Raw genomic sequence first — 14,841 nt, 5'->3', positions numbered from 1 at the left:
ATGAGCAAAAAAAAGCCCCGCGACCGAATGAGGGCACGGGGCAAAAAATTGGCTGGATGCGACCAACCAAAGGAGCTCTTTAAATCACATCACTTGGCACTGGCGATGGTGGTACTCGGCTGCCAGCCACCCCCCAACGCCTTGTAGATCGCCACGATGCCGCGATACAGATCCACCTCGGCCTGAGCCTGGGAGTCCTCGGCGGCCAGACGCTCACGCTGTGCGTCCAGCAACACTAGGAAGTCCACGGTCCCTTCGCGGTAGCGAATCTCCGCCAGATCGGCAGCAGCGCGGCTCGACTCACTCTGACGAATCAGCGACACCAGGCGCTGCTGGCGTTTGCCGTAATCACTGAAGGCATTTTCCGATTCTTCCAGCGCCAGCAACACCTGCTGCTCATACGTCGCCAGGGCACCATCAGCCTCGGCATCCGCACCCCGCAACCGCGCCCGCACGCTGCCCAAATCGAACGCCGCCCAGGTAATGCTTGGGCCCAGCGACCAGGCATTGGCTGCTGCCGAACCAATCTGCGAACCACGCCCGGCAGTAAAGCCAAGGAAACCACTGAGGCTCACCCGTGGAAACAGATCAGCCTTGGCCACCCCAATCCGCGCGGTGGCTGCTGCCAATTTACGCTCGGCACTGAGAATGTCCGGACGACGCTGCAACAGTTGCCCCGGATCGCCAATCGGCAATGCCTTGGCAATCGCCGGCAAGTCTTTCGGGCTCAGGTCCACGGTCAACTTGTCCGGGCGCTCGCCGAGCAGGGTGGCGATGCGGTTACGCTCGCGCACTTCCTCGGCCTGCAGTTGCGGCACGCTGGCTTCTACAGCGGCCAGACGCGCATCGGCACGCACCACGTCGAGCTGATCGCCCACACCGGCATCCCGCAGGCTGACGGTGATGCCCCGTGAATCTTCCTGGTTCTTCAGGTTGGCAACGGCGATTTTCTCGCGCAGTTGCGCGCCCCGCAGTTGACCGTAAGCATCCACCAGCTCGGCAATCATGGTGACTTGCAGCTGATACAGATCGGCTTCGGCTGCCTGTTGGTCAGCGTCGCTGGCTTCCAGGTTGCGGCGGATGCGCCCGAACAAATCCACTTCCCAGGCCATGTCCAGGCCCAGGTCATACCGCTCGCTGTTGACGCGGTTGGTGGTCTGGCCGGGAATCTGGCCTTTGCCCACGTCGCTGCTGACGCGGCTGGTGATCACCGGCATCACGTCGTTGGCGGCGTCGTCACGAATCGCCCGGGCCGCCCGCAGGCGGGCAAATGCCACCCGCAGGTCACGGTTGCCGTTCAGGGATTGAGTCACCAACTGGTTGAGGGTCGGGTCGTCGAACTGCTGCCACCAGATACCTTCGTACTTCGCGTGGTCGTACTGCTTGGCGTCGGCGGCGGCCGTTACGTTGGCCGCCTCCAGTGGCTGGGTTTTATAGTCCGGGCCCACGGCACAGGCGCTCAGCGCCAGTACCAGCAAGCTCGGCAGAAATACTTTCACGCTCATTGCTGTGTCTCCAGCTTCAAGGCCTTGGCCGCTTTGCGGGCCTCACCGCGCTCAACAAACCGGCGGATCAGTACATAGAACACTGGCGTCAGCAGCAGACCGAAGAAGGTCACACCGATCATCCCGGAGAACACCGCCACACCCATCGCATGACGCATCTCGGCACCGGCACCGCTGGACAACACCAGAGGCACCACACCCATGATGAAGGCGAACGAGGTCATCAGGATCGGCCGCAGACGCAGACGGCAGGCTTCCAGTACCGCGGCGAGCGGGTCGAGGCCTTCCTGCTGTTTATCCTTGGCGAACTCGACGATCAGAATCGCGTTCTTACAGGCCAGGCCCACCAGTACGATCAGGCCAATCTGGGTAAAGATGTTGTTGTCGCCGCCGGAGATAATCACCCCGGTGATGGCCGACAGCAGGGTCATCGGTACGATCAGGATCACCGCCAGTGGCAGGCTCCAGCTTTCGTATTGGGCGGCCAGTACCAGGAACGCCAGCAGTACGCAGAGCGGGAACACGAACAGCGCGGTGTTGCCCGAGAGGATTTGCTGATAGGTCAGGTCGGTCCACTCGTAGGTCATGCCGTTGGGCAGTTCATCTTTCAACAGTTTCTCGATCGCCGCCTGGGCCTGGCCGGAGCTGTAGCCCGGTGCGGCGTTGCCGTTGATCTCTGCAGTGATGAAGCCGTTGTAGTGCATCACGCGGTCCGGGCCCGAGGTGTCGCTGACCTTGATGAAGGTCGCCAGCGGTATCATCTCGCCTTTGTTGTTACGCACCTTCAACTGACCGATCTGGTCTTCATCCAGGCGGAACTGTTGATCAGCCTGCACGTTGACCTGGTAAGTCCGGCCGAAGCGGTTGAAGTCGTTGGCATACAACGAACCCAGGTAGATCTGCAGGGTGTCGAAGATGTCGCTGATCGCCACGCCGTGGGTCTTGGCCTTTTCGCGGTCGATGGCGGCATCGACCTGGGGCACGTTGACCGTGTAGCTGGTGAACAGGCCGAACAACTCAGGGGTGGTGCGGCTCTTGGTGATGATGTTCTGCACTTCTTTGTACAGTTCTTCATACCCGAGGTTGCCACGGTCTTCGATCTGCAGGCGGAACCCGCCGATCGTCCCCAGGCCCTGTACCGGCGGCGGCGGGAAGATCGCCATGTAGGCTTCCTGGATGCCGGCGTACTTGCCGTTCAGTGCGCCGGCAATCGCGCCGGCCGACATGCTCGGGTCTTTACGCTCGTCGAACGGTTTCAAGGTCACGAACACGATGCCGCTGTTCGGGCTGTTGGTGAACCCGTTGATCGACAGGCCGGGGAACGCCACGGCGCTGTCCACGCCTGGCTGTTTCAGCGCGATGTCGGACATGCGCTTGATCACGTCTTCGGTACGGTCCAGGCTCGCGGCGTCCGGCAATTGCGCGAAGGCCACCAGGTATTGCTTGTCCTGGGCCGGTACGAAACCGGTAGGTGTGTGGGCAAAGCCCAGCCACGTCAGGACCATCAGGCCGGCGTACAGGAACAGGGCGATACCACTGCCGCGAATCACTCGGCGCACAGTGCCGACGTAACCATGGCTGGCCTTGTCGAAGAAGCGGTTGAACGGTTTGAACAACCAGCCGCCCAGCAGTTTGTCGAGGAACTTGGAGAAGCCGTCTTTCGGTGCGTTGTGACCTTTAAGCAATACCGCGGCCAGTGCCGGCGACAAGGTCAGCGAGTTGAACGCCGAAATCACCGTCGAGATCGCAATGGTCAAGGCGAACTGCTTGTAGAACTGCCCGGTCAAGCCGCTGATAAAGGCCGCTGGAATGAACACCGCACACAGCACCAACGCGGTCGCGATGATCGGGCCGGTCACTTCGCTCATGGCTTTTTCGGTGGCCTGGAACGGTTCCAGTCCCAATTCAATGTTCCGCTCGACGTTCTCCACCACCACGATGGCGTCGTCCACCACGATACCAATGGCGAGTACCAGGCCGAACAGCGACAGCGCGTTGAGCGAGAAGCCAAACAGGTGCATCACCGCAAACGTACCGATCAACGATACCGGCACCGCCACCAACGGAATGATCGAGGCGCGCCAGGTTTGCAGGAACAGGATCACCACCAGCACCACGAGGATCAGGGCTTCGAACAGCGTATGTACCACCGCCTCGATGGAGCCACGCACGAAGATGGTCGGGTCATAGACGATGCTGAAGTCCATGCCTTCCGGGAAGCTCTTTTTCAGCTCCGCCATCTTGTCGCGTACTTCGTTGGAGATCTCGATCGCGTTGGAACCCGGGCGCTGGAAGATCGGGATTGCCACCGCCGGTTGGTTGTTGAGCAGCGAACGCAGGGCGTATTGGCTGGAACCCAGCTCAACCCGTGCGATGTCTTTGAGGCGGGTGATTTCACCGTTGTCGCCTGCGCGAATAACGATGTTCTCGAACTCTTCCTCGGTGACCAGGCGACCCTGGGTGTTCACCGACAACTGGAAGCTGGTGGCATTCGGTGCAGGTTGCGCACCCAGGGCACCGGCGGCCACTTGACGGTTCTGCTCGCGAATCGCGGTCACCACATCCGTGGCGGTCAGGTTGCGCGAAGCGGTCTTGTTCGGGTCCAGCCAAACACGCAGGGAGTAGTCGCCCATGCCGAACAGTTGCACGTCACCCACGCCGCCCAGGCGTGCCAGCTCATCCTTTACGTTGAGCAAGGCATAGTTGGACAGGTAGAGCATGTCGTAGCGCTTGTCCGGGGAGGTCAAGTGCACAACCATGGTCAGGTCGGGGGAGGCCTTGTCCACGGTAATACCGATACGCGTCACTTCCTCAGGCAGCTTTGGCTGAGTCCGGGTGACACGGTTCTGTACCTGCACCTGCGCGTTGTCCAGGTCGGTGCCCAGGGCGAAGGTGATGGTCAGGGTCAGCTTGCCGTCGGCGGTCGACTGCGAGGACATGTACAGCATGTTCTCGACGCCGGTGATCGCTTGCTCCAGCGGGGCGGCTACGGTTTCACCGATGACCTTGGGGTTGGCGCCCGGGAAGTTCGCACGTACCACGACGGTCGGCGGCACCACTTCCGGGTATTCGCTGATCGGCAGCTGGAACAGCGAGATCGCACCCGCGATCAGGATCAGCAGCGAGAGCACCGCTGCGAAGATCGGCCGCGAAATGAAGAACTTGGAAAAATTCATCTTGAGTTGTATCCCTTAACCGCGTGGAGTCGCGACACTGGCGAGCTTGGGCGCGGCTTTATCCGGCGCCACTTGCTCCAGGTTGCTGGCTTCAAGCGCTTGTCGTTGTTGTGCCAAGGCGGCGAGGGTTTCCTTGCTGGCCATCGGGATGGTTTCCGGCGCAACCGGCGACCCCGGGCGAACGCGCTGCAAGCCCTTGACGATGATCGTGTCGTCCTTGTTCAGGCCGCTGCGCACGATGCGCAAGCCTTCGATCTTCGGCCCCAGTTCCACGGCGCGATAGGCGGGCTTGTCGCCGTCCATCACCAGTACGAACTTCTTGCCAAGGTCAGTGCCCACGGCTTCATCGTTGATCAGCACGGCGGAGTAGGTGCCGCTGCCGACCAGCTTCAAGCGGGCATACAGGCCAGGGGTGTATTCACCCTTGCTGTTGTCGAACACGGCGCGACCGCGAATGGTGCCGGTGGCCGGGTTGACCTGGTTGTCGACGAAGTTCATCTGGCCCAGGTGCGGGTTGCCGTCTTCATTGGACAGGCCCAGGTACACCGGGGTGGTAGCGCCACGGCGACCCTGGCGTGCGAGTTCGGTGTACTTGAGGTACACGCGCTCATCGGCGTCGAAGTAGGCGTAGACCTTGTCGGTGGACACCACGCTGGTCAGCGCGGTGACATCGGCGGTGACCAGGTTGCCGGCGGTGATCTCGGCACGGCTGACACGGCCGCTGATGGGCGAGGTGACGCGGGTGAAGCTCAGGTTCAGCTTGGCCAGGTCCAACTGCGCCTGGATCCCGGCTACCGTGGCGTGGGCTTCCTGGGCGGCGGTGGTGCGCGAGTCGGCCAGTTCGGCGGAGATCGCATTGCTCTGGCGCAGGCGTTCGCCGCGCTGGGCTTCGTTATCGCTGCGGGTGGCGGCGGCCTTGGTTTGGGCAAGTTGTGCTTCGAGGCGGCGCACTTCAGCCTGGAACGGACGCGGGTCGATCTGGAACAGCAGGTCGCCTTTCTTGACCAGTGCGCCTTCGGTAAAGGCTACCTGATCGATCTGGCCCGACACGCGCGGACGAATCTGTACGGTTTCCGGTGCTTCGAGGCGGCCGGTGAACTCGTCCCACTCGTTGACCGGTTGTTCCAGCACCTTGGCCACGCTGACGTGGCTCGGTGGCATGGCGGCCGCTTGTTCTGGGGTCTTGCCGCACGCGCTCATCACCATCACGGCCAAAATGGCCAGGGGATAGCGCAAATGTTTGAGTGACTGTTCCATGAGGTGCATCCGCCAATGTATTTAAGATGGGCGGATCATGCTCGGCGGGGTGCTATCTCAGAAATCGAATGAAACAAAGGTAACTATCATTCGGAATGATATAAGCGTAAAGCGAGCCCTCTAGGATGAGGGTTTCGTTAGGGAGCTATCAATAGCGTTGATGACAAAGGACTGTTGCGCAGGATGCAAGGAACAGCGCGCCGTGCAAACTGTCGAGGGTGGTTGCTATTCGAATGTGCACAGCGCGGGGTTGGTTGCCTTGCATTCGTTTCCTGTCCAGGCGCTGCCAACAGGCTTGGCGTTGGCTTGGTTTTTCAGGGTCATGCTCACCGGTTCATGGTTCTGATCGAGGTAGTGGCACGCCACAGACGACTGACCCTGGCTGCTTTGGATCACCGCCTTTTCGAACTGGACCTGGTGCAGGTCCGTCTGCTCTGTCATCGGGTTTTGCCCGGTCCATTGCTGACCGCCCGGGCCGGACGCGGTGTAGGCAACCACTTCGCCGGACGGCGTCTTTTTGAAAGCATCTTTAAGGGCATTGGTGGGCGGGCAGGCGCCAGCCCCAGCATAGGCGTTGCCCACCAACGCCATCAGGGTAATCACGAGGGCTGAGGTTTTCTTGAGCTGCCTATTCATCACGCGTGCTCCTGATCTTGAGAAACAGTGACGTGAAGACTAGCCCAAACAGGCAACGCCGGACGCTGTTAAATCCACACGTCGTTGATCGCGGTGCGCTCCCCACCTTCCGTGCCGGTGTTCAGCACGCCGCAGGGCTCGATCAACAGCAACTTGACCTCACCCAATGCGTGGGGCTTGTGCTCGACGCCTTTGGGCACCACGTACATTTCCCCCTGCCTGATCGTCACGGCGCCATCGCGAAAATCGATGCGCAGCGTGCCTTCCAGCACGATAAAGGTTTCATCGGTGTCGGCATGGTCGTGCCAGATGAAATCACCCTCGATCTTCACCACCTTGAACTGGTAGTCGTTCATTTGCGCGACGACCTTGGGCGCCCATTGCTCGCTGAACAGGGCGTATTTGCTGGCGAAGTTGACCGGTGTGTAATTCGTCGAGGTGGAGGTGGCGGGCATTTGGAGGTTCCAGGGTTTCAATAGGTCGGAGCCCTAAGTTAGGCGCATCGGTCCCGCCGGATATTGAATGATCGTGCAGCGCGCAACGCTGGGGTGTGGACGCAACTGTTGGCTGGGCAACAGCAGTCGGACAGTTGTGGTTTGCGCGGGACAGCGCAATACCGGCGGTTGTTTTCATCCAGTTGATTTTATTGATATTTATTTGTGGCACGGGCTCTGCAATACACACAGGTGAACCCTTTCACCCGTCGCTCAGCGGAGCCTTGTATGCCTTGCACCTTTTTCTCGCGTTCACGTTTCATCTGGCTGGGCGCAGCGCTCTTGCTGGGTCACGCCGCCATCTCCCAGGCCGCCGAGGGCGATGACGCGGTGCCGTCCCTGGTCGGCAAGCGCATTGCCGTGAGCATGACCGGCACCAGTCACTATTTCGATATCAAGGCCTTCCAGGCACAGGTCGACGAGATCAAGCGTCTGGGTGGCACGCCCATCACCCTGGATGCCGGGCGCAATGACAAGAATCTGGTGACCCAGTTGCAAACCGTGGTCACCCAGAAACCCGATGCCGTGATCCAGACCCTCGGCACCCTCAGCGTGATCGATCCGTGGCTCAAGCGCATCAGCAAGGCCGGCATTCCGCTGTTCACCATCGACGCGCCTTCGCAGTACAGCCTCAACAACACCACCTCCGATAACGTCGCCACCGGCAAGGCCCTGGCCGACCAGTTGATCAAGGACGCCGGTGGCAAGGGCAAGATCCTGGTGTTCAACGGCTTCTATGGCGTGCCGGTATGCGCGATTCGCTACGACCAGCTGAAGCTGGCGCTCAAGGATCACCCGCAACTGGAGATCATCCAGCCGGAGCTGCGGGATGTGATCCCCAACACGGTGCAGGATGCCTATTCCCAAGTGTCTGCGTTGCTCAACAAGTACCCGGCCGGCAGTGTCTCGGCGATCTGGGCGGCGTGGGACATTCCGCAACTCGGCGCGAGCAAGGCGCTGATCGATGCCAAGCGCACCGAGATCAAGACCTATGGCGTGGACGGCACGCCTGAAGTGCTGGAACTGCTTGGCCAGGCGAACTCGCCGGTGGGCGCGGTTGTGGCCCAGCAACCGGCGCTGATCGGCAAGACCGCGGTGCAGAACGTCGCCCGTTACCTGGCCGGGCAGCGCGACCTGCCCAAGGAAACCCATGTACCGACGTTGCTGACCACCGCTGCCAACCTGGCGCAGGTCCAGCAATTGCGGGGTGATTGATGGCGGCGTTGCACCTGCAGCATCTGCGCAAACGCTTCGGCGCCACCCTGGCGCTGGATGATGCGAGCTTGAAAGTCGAGCGCGGCACCATTCACGGCCTGGTGGGCGAGAACGGTGCCGGCAAGTCGACCTTGATCAAGGTGTTGGCGGGTATCCATAAGGCGGATTCGGGGCAGGTGAGCATTGACGGCCAGTCGTACGCCTCGCTCTCGCCGCGCCAGGTGGACGCGCTGGGTGTGCAGTTCATTCATCAGGAGCGGCTGTTGCCGGCGAGTTTCACCGTGGGCGAAGCGCTGTTCTTCGGGCACGAGTTGCGCCGGGGCCCGTTTGTCGATCGGCGGCGGCAACAGCGCGAAGCCGAGCGCTTGCTGGCGGACTATTTTGAACTGCAACTGCCGGCCGGCGCACTGGTGGGCGAGCTGAACAGCGCTGAACGCCAGGTGCTGCAAATCACCCGGGCGTTGATTCGCCAGCCGAAGATCCTGGTGTTCGACGAGCCCAGCGTGGCCCTGGTCAAGCGTGAGGTCGACCAGTTGCTGCGGATCGTCAAGCGTTTGCGGGACCAGGGGTTGTCGATCCTCTACATTTCCCACTATCTGCAGGAAATCGACAGCCTGTGCGATGAGGTGACGGTATTGCGCAATGGCCGCGATGTGGCGGTGGTGCAGCCGCGGCACACCTCCAGCGCGCAGATTGCGCGGTTGATGGTCAATCGCGACGTCCAGGAGATGTACCCCAAGGCGCAGGCCGAACTCGGCGAGCCGTTGCTGCAAGTGCGCGGGCTGAACCTGGCCCGGCGCTACCGGCAGGTCGACCTGGAACTGCGCCGGGGCGAAATCGTCGGCCTGACCGGGCTGGTCGGCTCGGGGGCCAAGGATTTGCTCAAGACCCTGTTTGGGGGGGTGCGTGCCGACAGCGGCAGCATTCATCTGGAAGGTCGTTTGTTGCGCCTGCGTTCCCCTGGCGACGCCATCGCCCAAGGGATTGCCCTGGTGCCGGAAGAGCGCCGCAGCCAGGGGATTTCGCCCCTGCTCTCGGTGCTGGAAAACCTCACTCTTGCTGGCCTTGAGCGCTTCAGTCGCTGGGGTGTGCTGAGCAAACGCCAGGAACAGGCTGAAAGCCTGCGGCTGATCCATGAATTGGCAATCAAGGCGCCGGGCCCGCAGGCAGCGGTCAGCCAGTTGAGCGGCGGCAACCAGCAGAAGGTTGCCCTGGGCAAATGGCTGAGCCGGCGCTCGGCGGTGTACCTGCTGGATGAGCCGTGCGTGGGGGTGGATGTCGGCGCCAAAGTCGAAATTTATCGCCTGATCGGGCGTCTGGTGGAAGAGGGCGCTGCGGTGCTGGTGTTGTCCTCGGACCTGCCGGAGCTGCTGGGCATTTGCGACCGCATCCTGGTGTTGCACCGAGGCGAGATTGCCGGCGAATTCCAGGCCGGTGAGGCGGACAGCGATCAACTGCTGGCGTGTGCGACGGGCGCGGTGCTACCCACCGCATCCGTACCGGTGAAACAGGAGGTGGCGCATGTCCCTGCTTGAAACGGCTACCCCGGGTTTGTCCCAGCGATTATGGGTGCTGCTGTTGCGCCGTGGTTCGGCGGGGGTGTTCCTCGCGATCTTGCTGGGGTTTGCCGTCTCTGCGCCGAACTTCCTGTCGGTGGGCAATATTGCCAATGTGTTCAGCCAGTCGGCGATCCTCGGTGTACTTGCCTTCGGCCTGACCTGCGTGATTATCGGCGGCGGCTCCAACGTGGTGGCCGGCGGCCTCGACCTGTCGCTGGCGGCAAACCTGGGGCTGTGTGCGGCGGTGTTCAGCCGGCTGAACAACGCCGGGCTCGACCTTTGGGCCAGCCTGTTGCTGACCCTGGCCTGCGGCCTGACGGTCGGCCTGCTCAATGGCCTGGCCGTGGTGGTGCTGCGCCTGCCACCCTTGCTCGCGACCCTGGCAAGCATGAACGTGCTGGCCGGGCTGGAGCTGGTCCTGACCGAAAACACCGTGGTCTCCACCGACTCGCCGTTGCTCGACCTGCTCAGCGGCGGGACCTGGCTGGCCGTGCCGGCGCTCGCCTGGGTGTTGCTGGTGACAGCCTTCCTGCTGACGTTGTTGATCCAGCACACCGCCTACGGGTTGCGCCTGCATGCCGTCGGCGAATATCCACACGCTGCCGAGGCCGCCGGGATTCGGGTGCCGGCCTATGTGCTTTCCAGCTATTTGCTGTCGGGGCTGTGTGCAGCGGTGGCGGCCTTGTGTTCAGCCGCCTTTTTCAGCGGCAGCACCACGGGCTCCGGCGACATGCTGTTGTCGGTGGTGGCGATCGCTTTTCTCGGGGTGGTGTTTTCCCGGCGACTGGTGGCGAGCATTCCCGGGACCTTGCTGGCGACCTTGTTGATCGGTTTTTTGATCAACGGATTTCAGTTGCTCAACCTGTCGAGCTTCTGGGTCAACGGTGTGCAGGGCGTGCTGATTCTGCTGGTGGTCGCGGCTTCCAGTGCATTGAACCGGGGAGAGCGGTCATGAGTCGGGTCATAGCGTTAAAGGTGCAAGGCGGCTGGCGTTCGCTGTTGCCCCTGACGTTGCCGCTGGTATTCGTGGCAATCGTGCTGGTGTTTGCCTGGCAGGCGCCCGCATTCCTCAGTGGCGGCAACCTGAAAAGCCTGGTGCTGAACAACTTCGTGCTGCTGGGGATTGTCGCCATCGGCATGACCTACGCGGTGGCGGCGGGCGGCATTGATTTGTCGGTAGGCACCGCGCTGGATTTCGCCAGTTTCAGCTTCGTGGTGTTGCTGAATGCCGGGCACGGGTTGGGTGTGGCGATTGCTGGCGCGTTGGCCGCCGGGTTGTTGGTCGGGCTGTTCAATGCCGGGTTGATCGCGGGGCTGCGGATCAGTCCGTTCCTGGCAACCCTGGGCACCTTGTTTATCGGCACCAGTGCCCAGCAGTTGCTCTCGGACGGCGGCCAGCCGATCTACATCGCCCAAGGCTTCAAGCCGGAGCTGGCGAGCTTCAGCCTGTTGGGCGTGCCCTTGCCGTTATTGATCGTGCTGGTATTGGCCGTGGTCTACGGCTTGTTGCTGGCCCGTGGACGCCTGGGGCGCGAACTGCTGGCCCAGGGCACCCAGCCGTTGCTGGCGTATTACTCGGGGCTGTCGGTGCGGCGCATCGTCACCACCACGGTGCTGTCGGCGGCGCTGGCGTGCGCGGTGGCGGGGATTCTGCTCAGTTCGACGGTGAGCGCGTATGTGCCGTTGTCGGGCAATGCGTTCCTGCTGAACGCGATTGGCGCGGTGTTTATCGGCACCACGCTGAATCGCCAGGGCCGGGCGAATATCCCGGGCACGCTGCTGGGGGTGTTGTTTATCAACGTGATCGCCAATGGCCTGCTGCTGATCGGCTGGAATTTCTACTGGCAGCAGGTGGCCACGGGCGTGCTGATTTTTGTCGTGCTGGCCTTCAGCTTCGTGAGCCGAAGGATGGCCCAGCGCGCCTAGGGTTTATTCAGCCCTGAGCAGGGTCATGCTGGTTTTGACCAGGCCGGCAAGGTCGTTCTTGCTGGTAAAGAAGTAGCCGTAGTCCTGCAGGTAAACCACCGTGCTGGTGGTGACGAGTTTTGCGCCGGTGCTGGTACAGCTCAGTTCCTTGGCGGAGCCACTCAGGTCTGCGTTGATCTTACTGGCCGGCAGTTCGCGCTTGACCACGCAGGAATCGGTACGCGGCAGTACCCGGTCTTCTTCGGCCGTATTGCGGTTCAGCTCTTTCAGACTGAAGCCCAGGGTGGCGCCCACCGGCATCTGTTTCCAGTCACCCGTGAAACTGAGTGCTTCAACGTTGCTGGCGTACGAGATAGTCAGGCCATCCCTTTTGGATTCGGCCTGGTAATTCAGATTGAACAGCCCGCGAAACATCACTTTTTGGGTGGTGGAGTATTTGCCCACTTCACGAACATGCACTTGTGCGCTGCGGGTATCCGGTTCAATGAACAACTCGGATTGCACGTTGCCGACGCCGAATTCGCTGCGCTGCACCAGGTGATGCAAGGGCTTGTTGGCGTTGGGCAGGCCCAGTGCGGTGATGGCGTCGAGCACCGGCGCCGGGATGGCGGGCGGCGTTACGGTCAGGGGGACCTGGGTGCGGGACGTTGCAACCGGTAGCTGCTCGAGTGCCGTTGAGGGCGTACAGGCGGCGTTCAAGAGGGCCTGCGTATCGGCGTCGGCGGCGCTGAACGGTTGGTCCTGGGGCGCCGTTTGCGTCTGGCCGAACGTCACCAGATTGTCGGTCGTGAGCCCGAAGGTGGCGAGGGTGCGATAGCTCTGGCGACTGCAACTGGCCTGCAAACGCATGCGCTGCTGGACGTACGGCATCTTCTTTTGCTTGTTGATCAGAATATGCGGCTCGTCGAACGCGCCCCAGAACTGCAACTGATCACCGGTGGATTTCAGGCTGGCACGGTCGATCAACAACCAGCGCTCATTCGCTGCCCCTCTGACCACGCGCCAGTCCGGCCGGGGCGTGCGGGCACAGGCTTCGATAAAGCCGGGGTTCTGTTGCAGATTAACGACCACCGCCGCCGTCAGGTCGCGCATCACCGTGAACCGTTCGGGCTGACCGCTGGCGGTCAGGGTGCCGGGAGACTCGACGAACAGCAGGTTTGCCGCTGGCGTGCTGCACGAGGCCCGAATCTGCGCAATATCAGGGGTGGTTGCGGTTTTGGCTGACACGATTTGCGCCTGGTAGCTCAGTTGGTCGCCATCGCGCATGACCGAATCCGCCAGCGGCGGCTGTTTGAGCATGTCGCCAAAGAGTGCCTGGCCATGGCTGACGGTGCTTGAGGGCTGAAGGCTGCAACCACTGAGCAGGCCAAGGGTGACAACAACCGCGATGCGTTTCATGAACCTTCCTTGCGATAGACGAAATCTCGATGAACAAAGGCTTTCGGCAGGGCGGGGCGGTTCTTGAGGGGGGAGTGAGGGCAAGACACCCGGGGCAGGCGCCCCCGGGTGCCTCTTTTCTTGCGGCGCTTATTTCTCCCAGTCAGCCTTGGGAATCAACAGGCCGTGGTTGCCGTTATAGGCGGCGCGCTCGGGTTGTTTCCAGCCCTCCAGCAGCGCGTCGTCGAGGCGGTAGATCTCAACCCCCAGCGGCCGGCAGACCTTCAGCGGGTCTTCGGCGTCCGGCCCCCACATCGGCAGCGACAGGTCGCCACCGGGGCAGGTGGAGAGGGCGCACAGCAGGTCGATTTCGGCAAAGAACTCCAGGTAGTCGCCCTGCTTGGCCGGGCAGGCTTTCATGAAGTACATGTCGTCGTGGTTGAGGCCGGTGCACTGGAAGATGTTCAGCACGTCGTGCACGTCGAACTCGGTCAGGCCGTGGGGCAGCACCGCACGGGTCAGGTTGGAGTGGCAGTGGTGGTGGAAGTCTTCGCCGGTGAGCATCTTGTTCACGTAAGGGTCGCAGCGCGTGCCCAGCAAGTCGTGCAGGCGCCCGCCGTGCTCGTCGATGCCGTAGTCGGCCAGGCTGTCGTCGGTGATGGTGACCATCGGCCGCAAAAACGGCAGGTTCGACCACAGGCGGTCGTAGGTCGTGACGTGGGCGCCTTGCAGTTGGCGGGTACGCGCCGCCCACATGCGTTCGCGGGGGTCGTTGGCGCTCCACACATTGAAGTCGCCGACCTGCGGGCCAACCGGTGTGGTCACGCGGAACACATGGCCCGCCGGGACTTTCCAGGCGCGGCCGGTGCGGATCGGCACTTCGAACTGCTCGATCAGGGTGCGGCCATCCCGGGACTCGCGCACGCGGTCATAGAAAGCCTTGTCGACCTGCAAGGCAGCGCCTTTGCTGACTTGGTAGGCCGCTGGGTAGTCCTTGTACATGGTGGGTCCTCGCTTCAGGGTTTTGGATGGCTGCTGAGGATGTCCAGCAGCAGCGATTCGGAGTCGTTGAGGTAGCTGGCGAGGGCTTCGCCGGCGGCTTGTTTGTGGCCGTCCACCAACAGGTCGTGGATCTGCCGGTCACGTTCCAGCCAGGGTCTCTGGAAGGTTTCCTCGCTGGGCGCGTTGGAAAACACCAGGCGCATCTGGGCCGCAATATGGGTGAAAAACTCGTCGAATAACGGGCTGCGCATCAGCCCGACGATGTGTTGGTGAAACCGCAGGCTGTGGGTACCGAAGGCTTGCCAGTTCTCGCGGTCCTGGGCCAGTTGCGCGGCCTCGATGGCTTCCAGCATCAGGTCGGACTGGTACTCGCGCAGCGGCTTGCTGGCGGCAATCGCCTGCAACTCCAGGGTGCGCCGCACCTTGAAGATGTCGCGCACTTCATCCACGCCCAGGCGGCGCACGATCACGCCTTTATTGCGCACGTAACTGGTCAGGCCTTCACGGCCCAGGTGGTGCAAGGCTTCGCGCACGGTGTTGCGCGACGCGTTGTAGGCGTTGACCAGCTCGCTCTCCACCAGCGGCATGCCGGGCAGCAGGCGGCCGCCGATGATGTCTTCGCGCAGTTCGATGGCAACCTGGTCGGCCAGCGACAGGCTGGGTTCCTTGGCTTGACTCACGGTGGGGCTCCTTG

The 14,841-nt window shown here is 62.1% G+C and carries 12 protein-coding genes; 4 read left to right on the top strand and 8 right to left on the bottom strand.

What is annotated here, in order from left to right; all coding sequences use genetic code 11:
- Nucleotides 1–89: 89 nt before the first annotated feature.
- The 5 genes from P3C29_RS19420 to P3C29_RS19400 all read right to left on the bottom strand — a co-directional run bounded on the left by P3C29_RS19420 (nucleotide 90) and on the right by P3C29_RS19400 (nucleotide 7,029).
- Nucleotides 90–1,505: a TolC family protein gene (locus tag P3C29_RS19420; RefSeq protein WP_169388308.1), complete on the bottom strand. Its 1,416-nt coding sequence runs from the start codon at nucleotides 1,503–1,505 to the stop codon at nucleotides 90–92.
- Nucleotides 1,502–4,681: an efflux RND transporter permease subunit gene (locus P3C29_RS19415; RefSeq protein WP_201123906.1), complete on the bottom strand. Its 3,180-nt coding sequence runs from the start codon at nucleotides 4,679–4,681 to the stop codon at nucleotides 1,502–1,504. Before P3C29_RS19415 ends, P3C29_RS19420 begins: the two co-directional genes overlap by 4 nt.
- Nucleotides 4,682–4,696: 15 nt before the next feature.
- Nucleotides 4,697–5,938 (bottom strand): multidrug efflux RND transporter periplasmic adaptor subunit MexE, encoded by a 1,242-nt coding sequence (mexE, locus tag P3C29_RS19410; protein WP_010169483.1) that lies wholly within the window; start codon nucleotides 5,936–5,938, stop codon nucleotides 4,697–4,699.
- Nucleotides 5,939–6,163: 225 nt separating this feature from the next.
- Nucleotides 6,164–6,574, bottom strand: coding sequence for a DUF3757 domain-containing protein (locus P3C29_RS19405; protein WP_177045407.1), 411 nt, complete (start codon nucleotides 6,572–6,574; stop codon nucleotides 6,164–6,166).
- 68 nt (nucleotides 6,575–6,642) lie between these two features.
- Nucleotides 6,643–7,029 (bottom strand): cupin domain-containing protein, encoded by a 387-nt coding sequence (locus P3C29_RS19400; RefSeq protein ID WP_275965227.1) that lies wholly within the window; start codon nucleotides 7,027–7,029, stop codon nucleotides 6,643–6,645.
- Nucleotides 7,030–7,296: 267 nt separating this feature from the next.
- Between P3C29_RS19400 and P3C29_RS19395 the strand changes: the two genes are divergently transcribed.
- The 4 genes from P3C29_RS19395 to P3C29_RS19380 are packed head-to-tail and all read left to right on the top strand — an operon-like array spanning nucleotide 7,297 to nucleotide 11,768.
- Nucleotides 7,297–8,283 (top strand): sugar ABC transporter substrate-binding protein, encoded by a 987-nt coding sequence (locus tag P3C29_RS19395; protein ID WP_275965226.1) that lies wholly within the window; start codon nucleotides 7,297–7,299, stop codon nucleotides 8,281–8,283.
- Nucleotides 8,283–9,818 (top strand): sugar ABC transporter ATP-binding protein, encoded by a 1,536-nt coding sequence (locus tag P3C29_RS19390; protein WP_275965225.1) that lies wholly within the window; start codon nucleotides 8,283–8,285, stop codon nucleotides 9,816–9,818. The genes P3C29_RS19395 and P3C29_RS19390 overlap by 1 nt, the downstream gene beginning before the upstream one ends.
- Complete coding sequence (locus tag P3C29_RS19385; protein ID WP_201123912.1) at nucleotides 9,805–10,797, top strand: ABC transporter permease; 993 nt, start codon at nucleotides 9,805–9,807, stop codon at nucleotides 10,795–10,797. The genes P3C29_RS19390 and P3C29_RS19385 overlap by 14 nt, the downstream gene beginning before the upstream one ends.
- Entirely contained in the window at nucleotides 10,794–11,768 is a 975-nt protein-coding gene (locus P3C29_RS19380) for an ABC transporter permease (protein ID WP_275965224.1), read from the top strand. Before P3C29_RS19385 ends, P3C29_RS19380 begins: the two co-directional genes overlap by 4 nt.
- A gap of 3 nt (nucleotides 11,769–11,771) precedes the next feature.
- On the opposite strand, the gene P3C29_RS19375 is transcribed toward P3C29_RS19380, so the two are convergent.
- The 3 genes from P3C29_RS19375 to P3C29_RS19365 all read right to left on the bottom strand — a co-directional run bounded on the left by P3C29_RS19375 (nucleotide 11,772) and on the right by P3C29_RS19365 (nucleotide 14,827).
- Nucleotides 11,772–13,166, bottom strand: coding sequence for a hypothetical protein (locus tag P3C29_RS19375; RefSeq protein WP_275965223.1), 1,395 nt, complete (start codon nucleotides 13,164–13,166; stop codon nucleotides 11,772–11,774).
- A gap of 129 nt (nucleotides 13,167–13,295) precedes the next feature.
- Nucleotides 13,296–14,147 (bottom strand): DUF1989 domain-containing protein, encoded by an 852-nt coding sequence (locus P3C29_RS19370; protein ID WP_003210853.1) that lies wholly within the window; start codon nucleotides 14,145–14,147, stop codon nucleotides 13,296–13,298.
- 14 nt (nucleotides 14,148–14,161) lie between these two features.
- A complete protein-coding gene (locus P3C29_RS19365; protein WP_010169469.1) occupies nucleotides 14,162–14,827 on the bottom strand; it encodes a GntR family transcriptional regulator in 666 nt (221 codons plus the stop codon).
- Nucleotides 14,828–14,841: the final 14 nt, after the last annotated feature.

The sequence above is a fragment of the Pseudomonas sp. 1912-s genome (assembly GCF_029269205.1).
GTDB lineage: Bacteria > Pseudomonadota > Gammaproteobacteria > Pseudomonadales > Pseudomonadaceae > Aquipseudomonas.
Note: the sequence above shows the minus strand (reverse complement) of the source record. Positions and strands in the feature narration are given on the sequence as shown.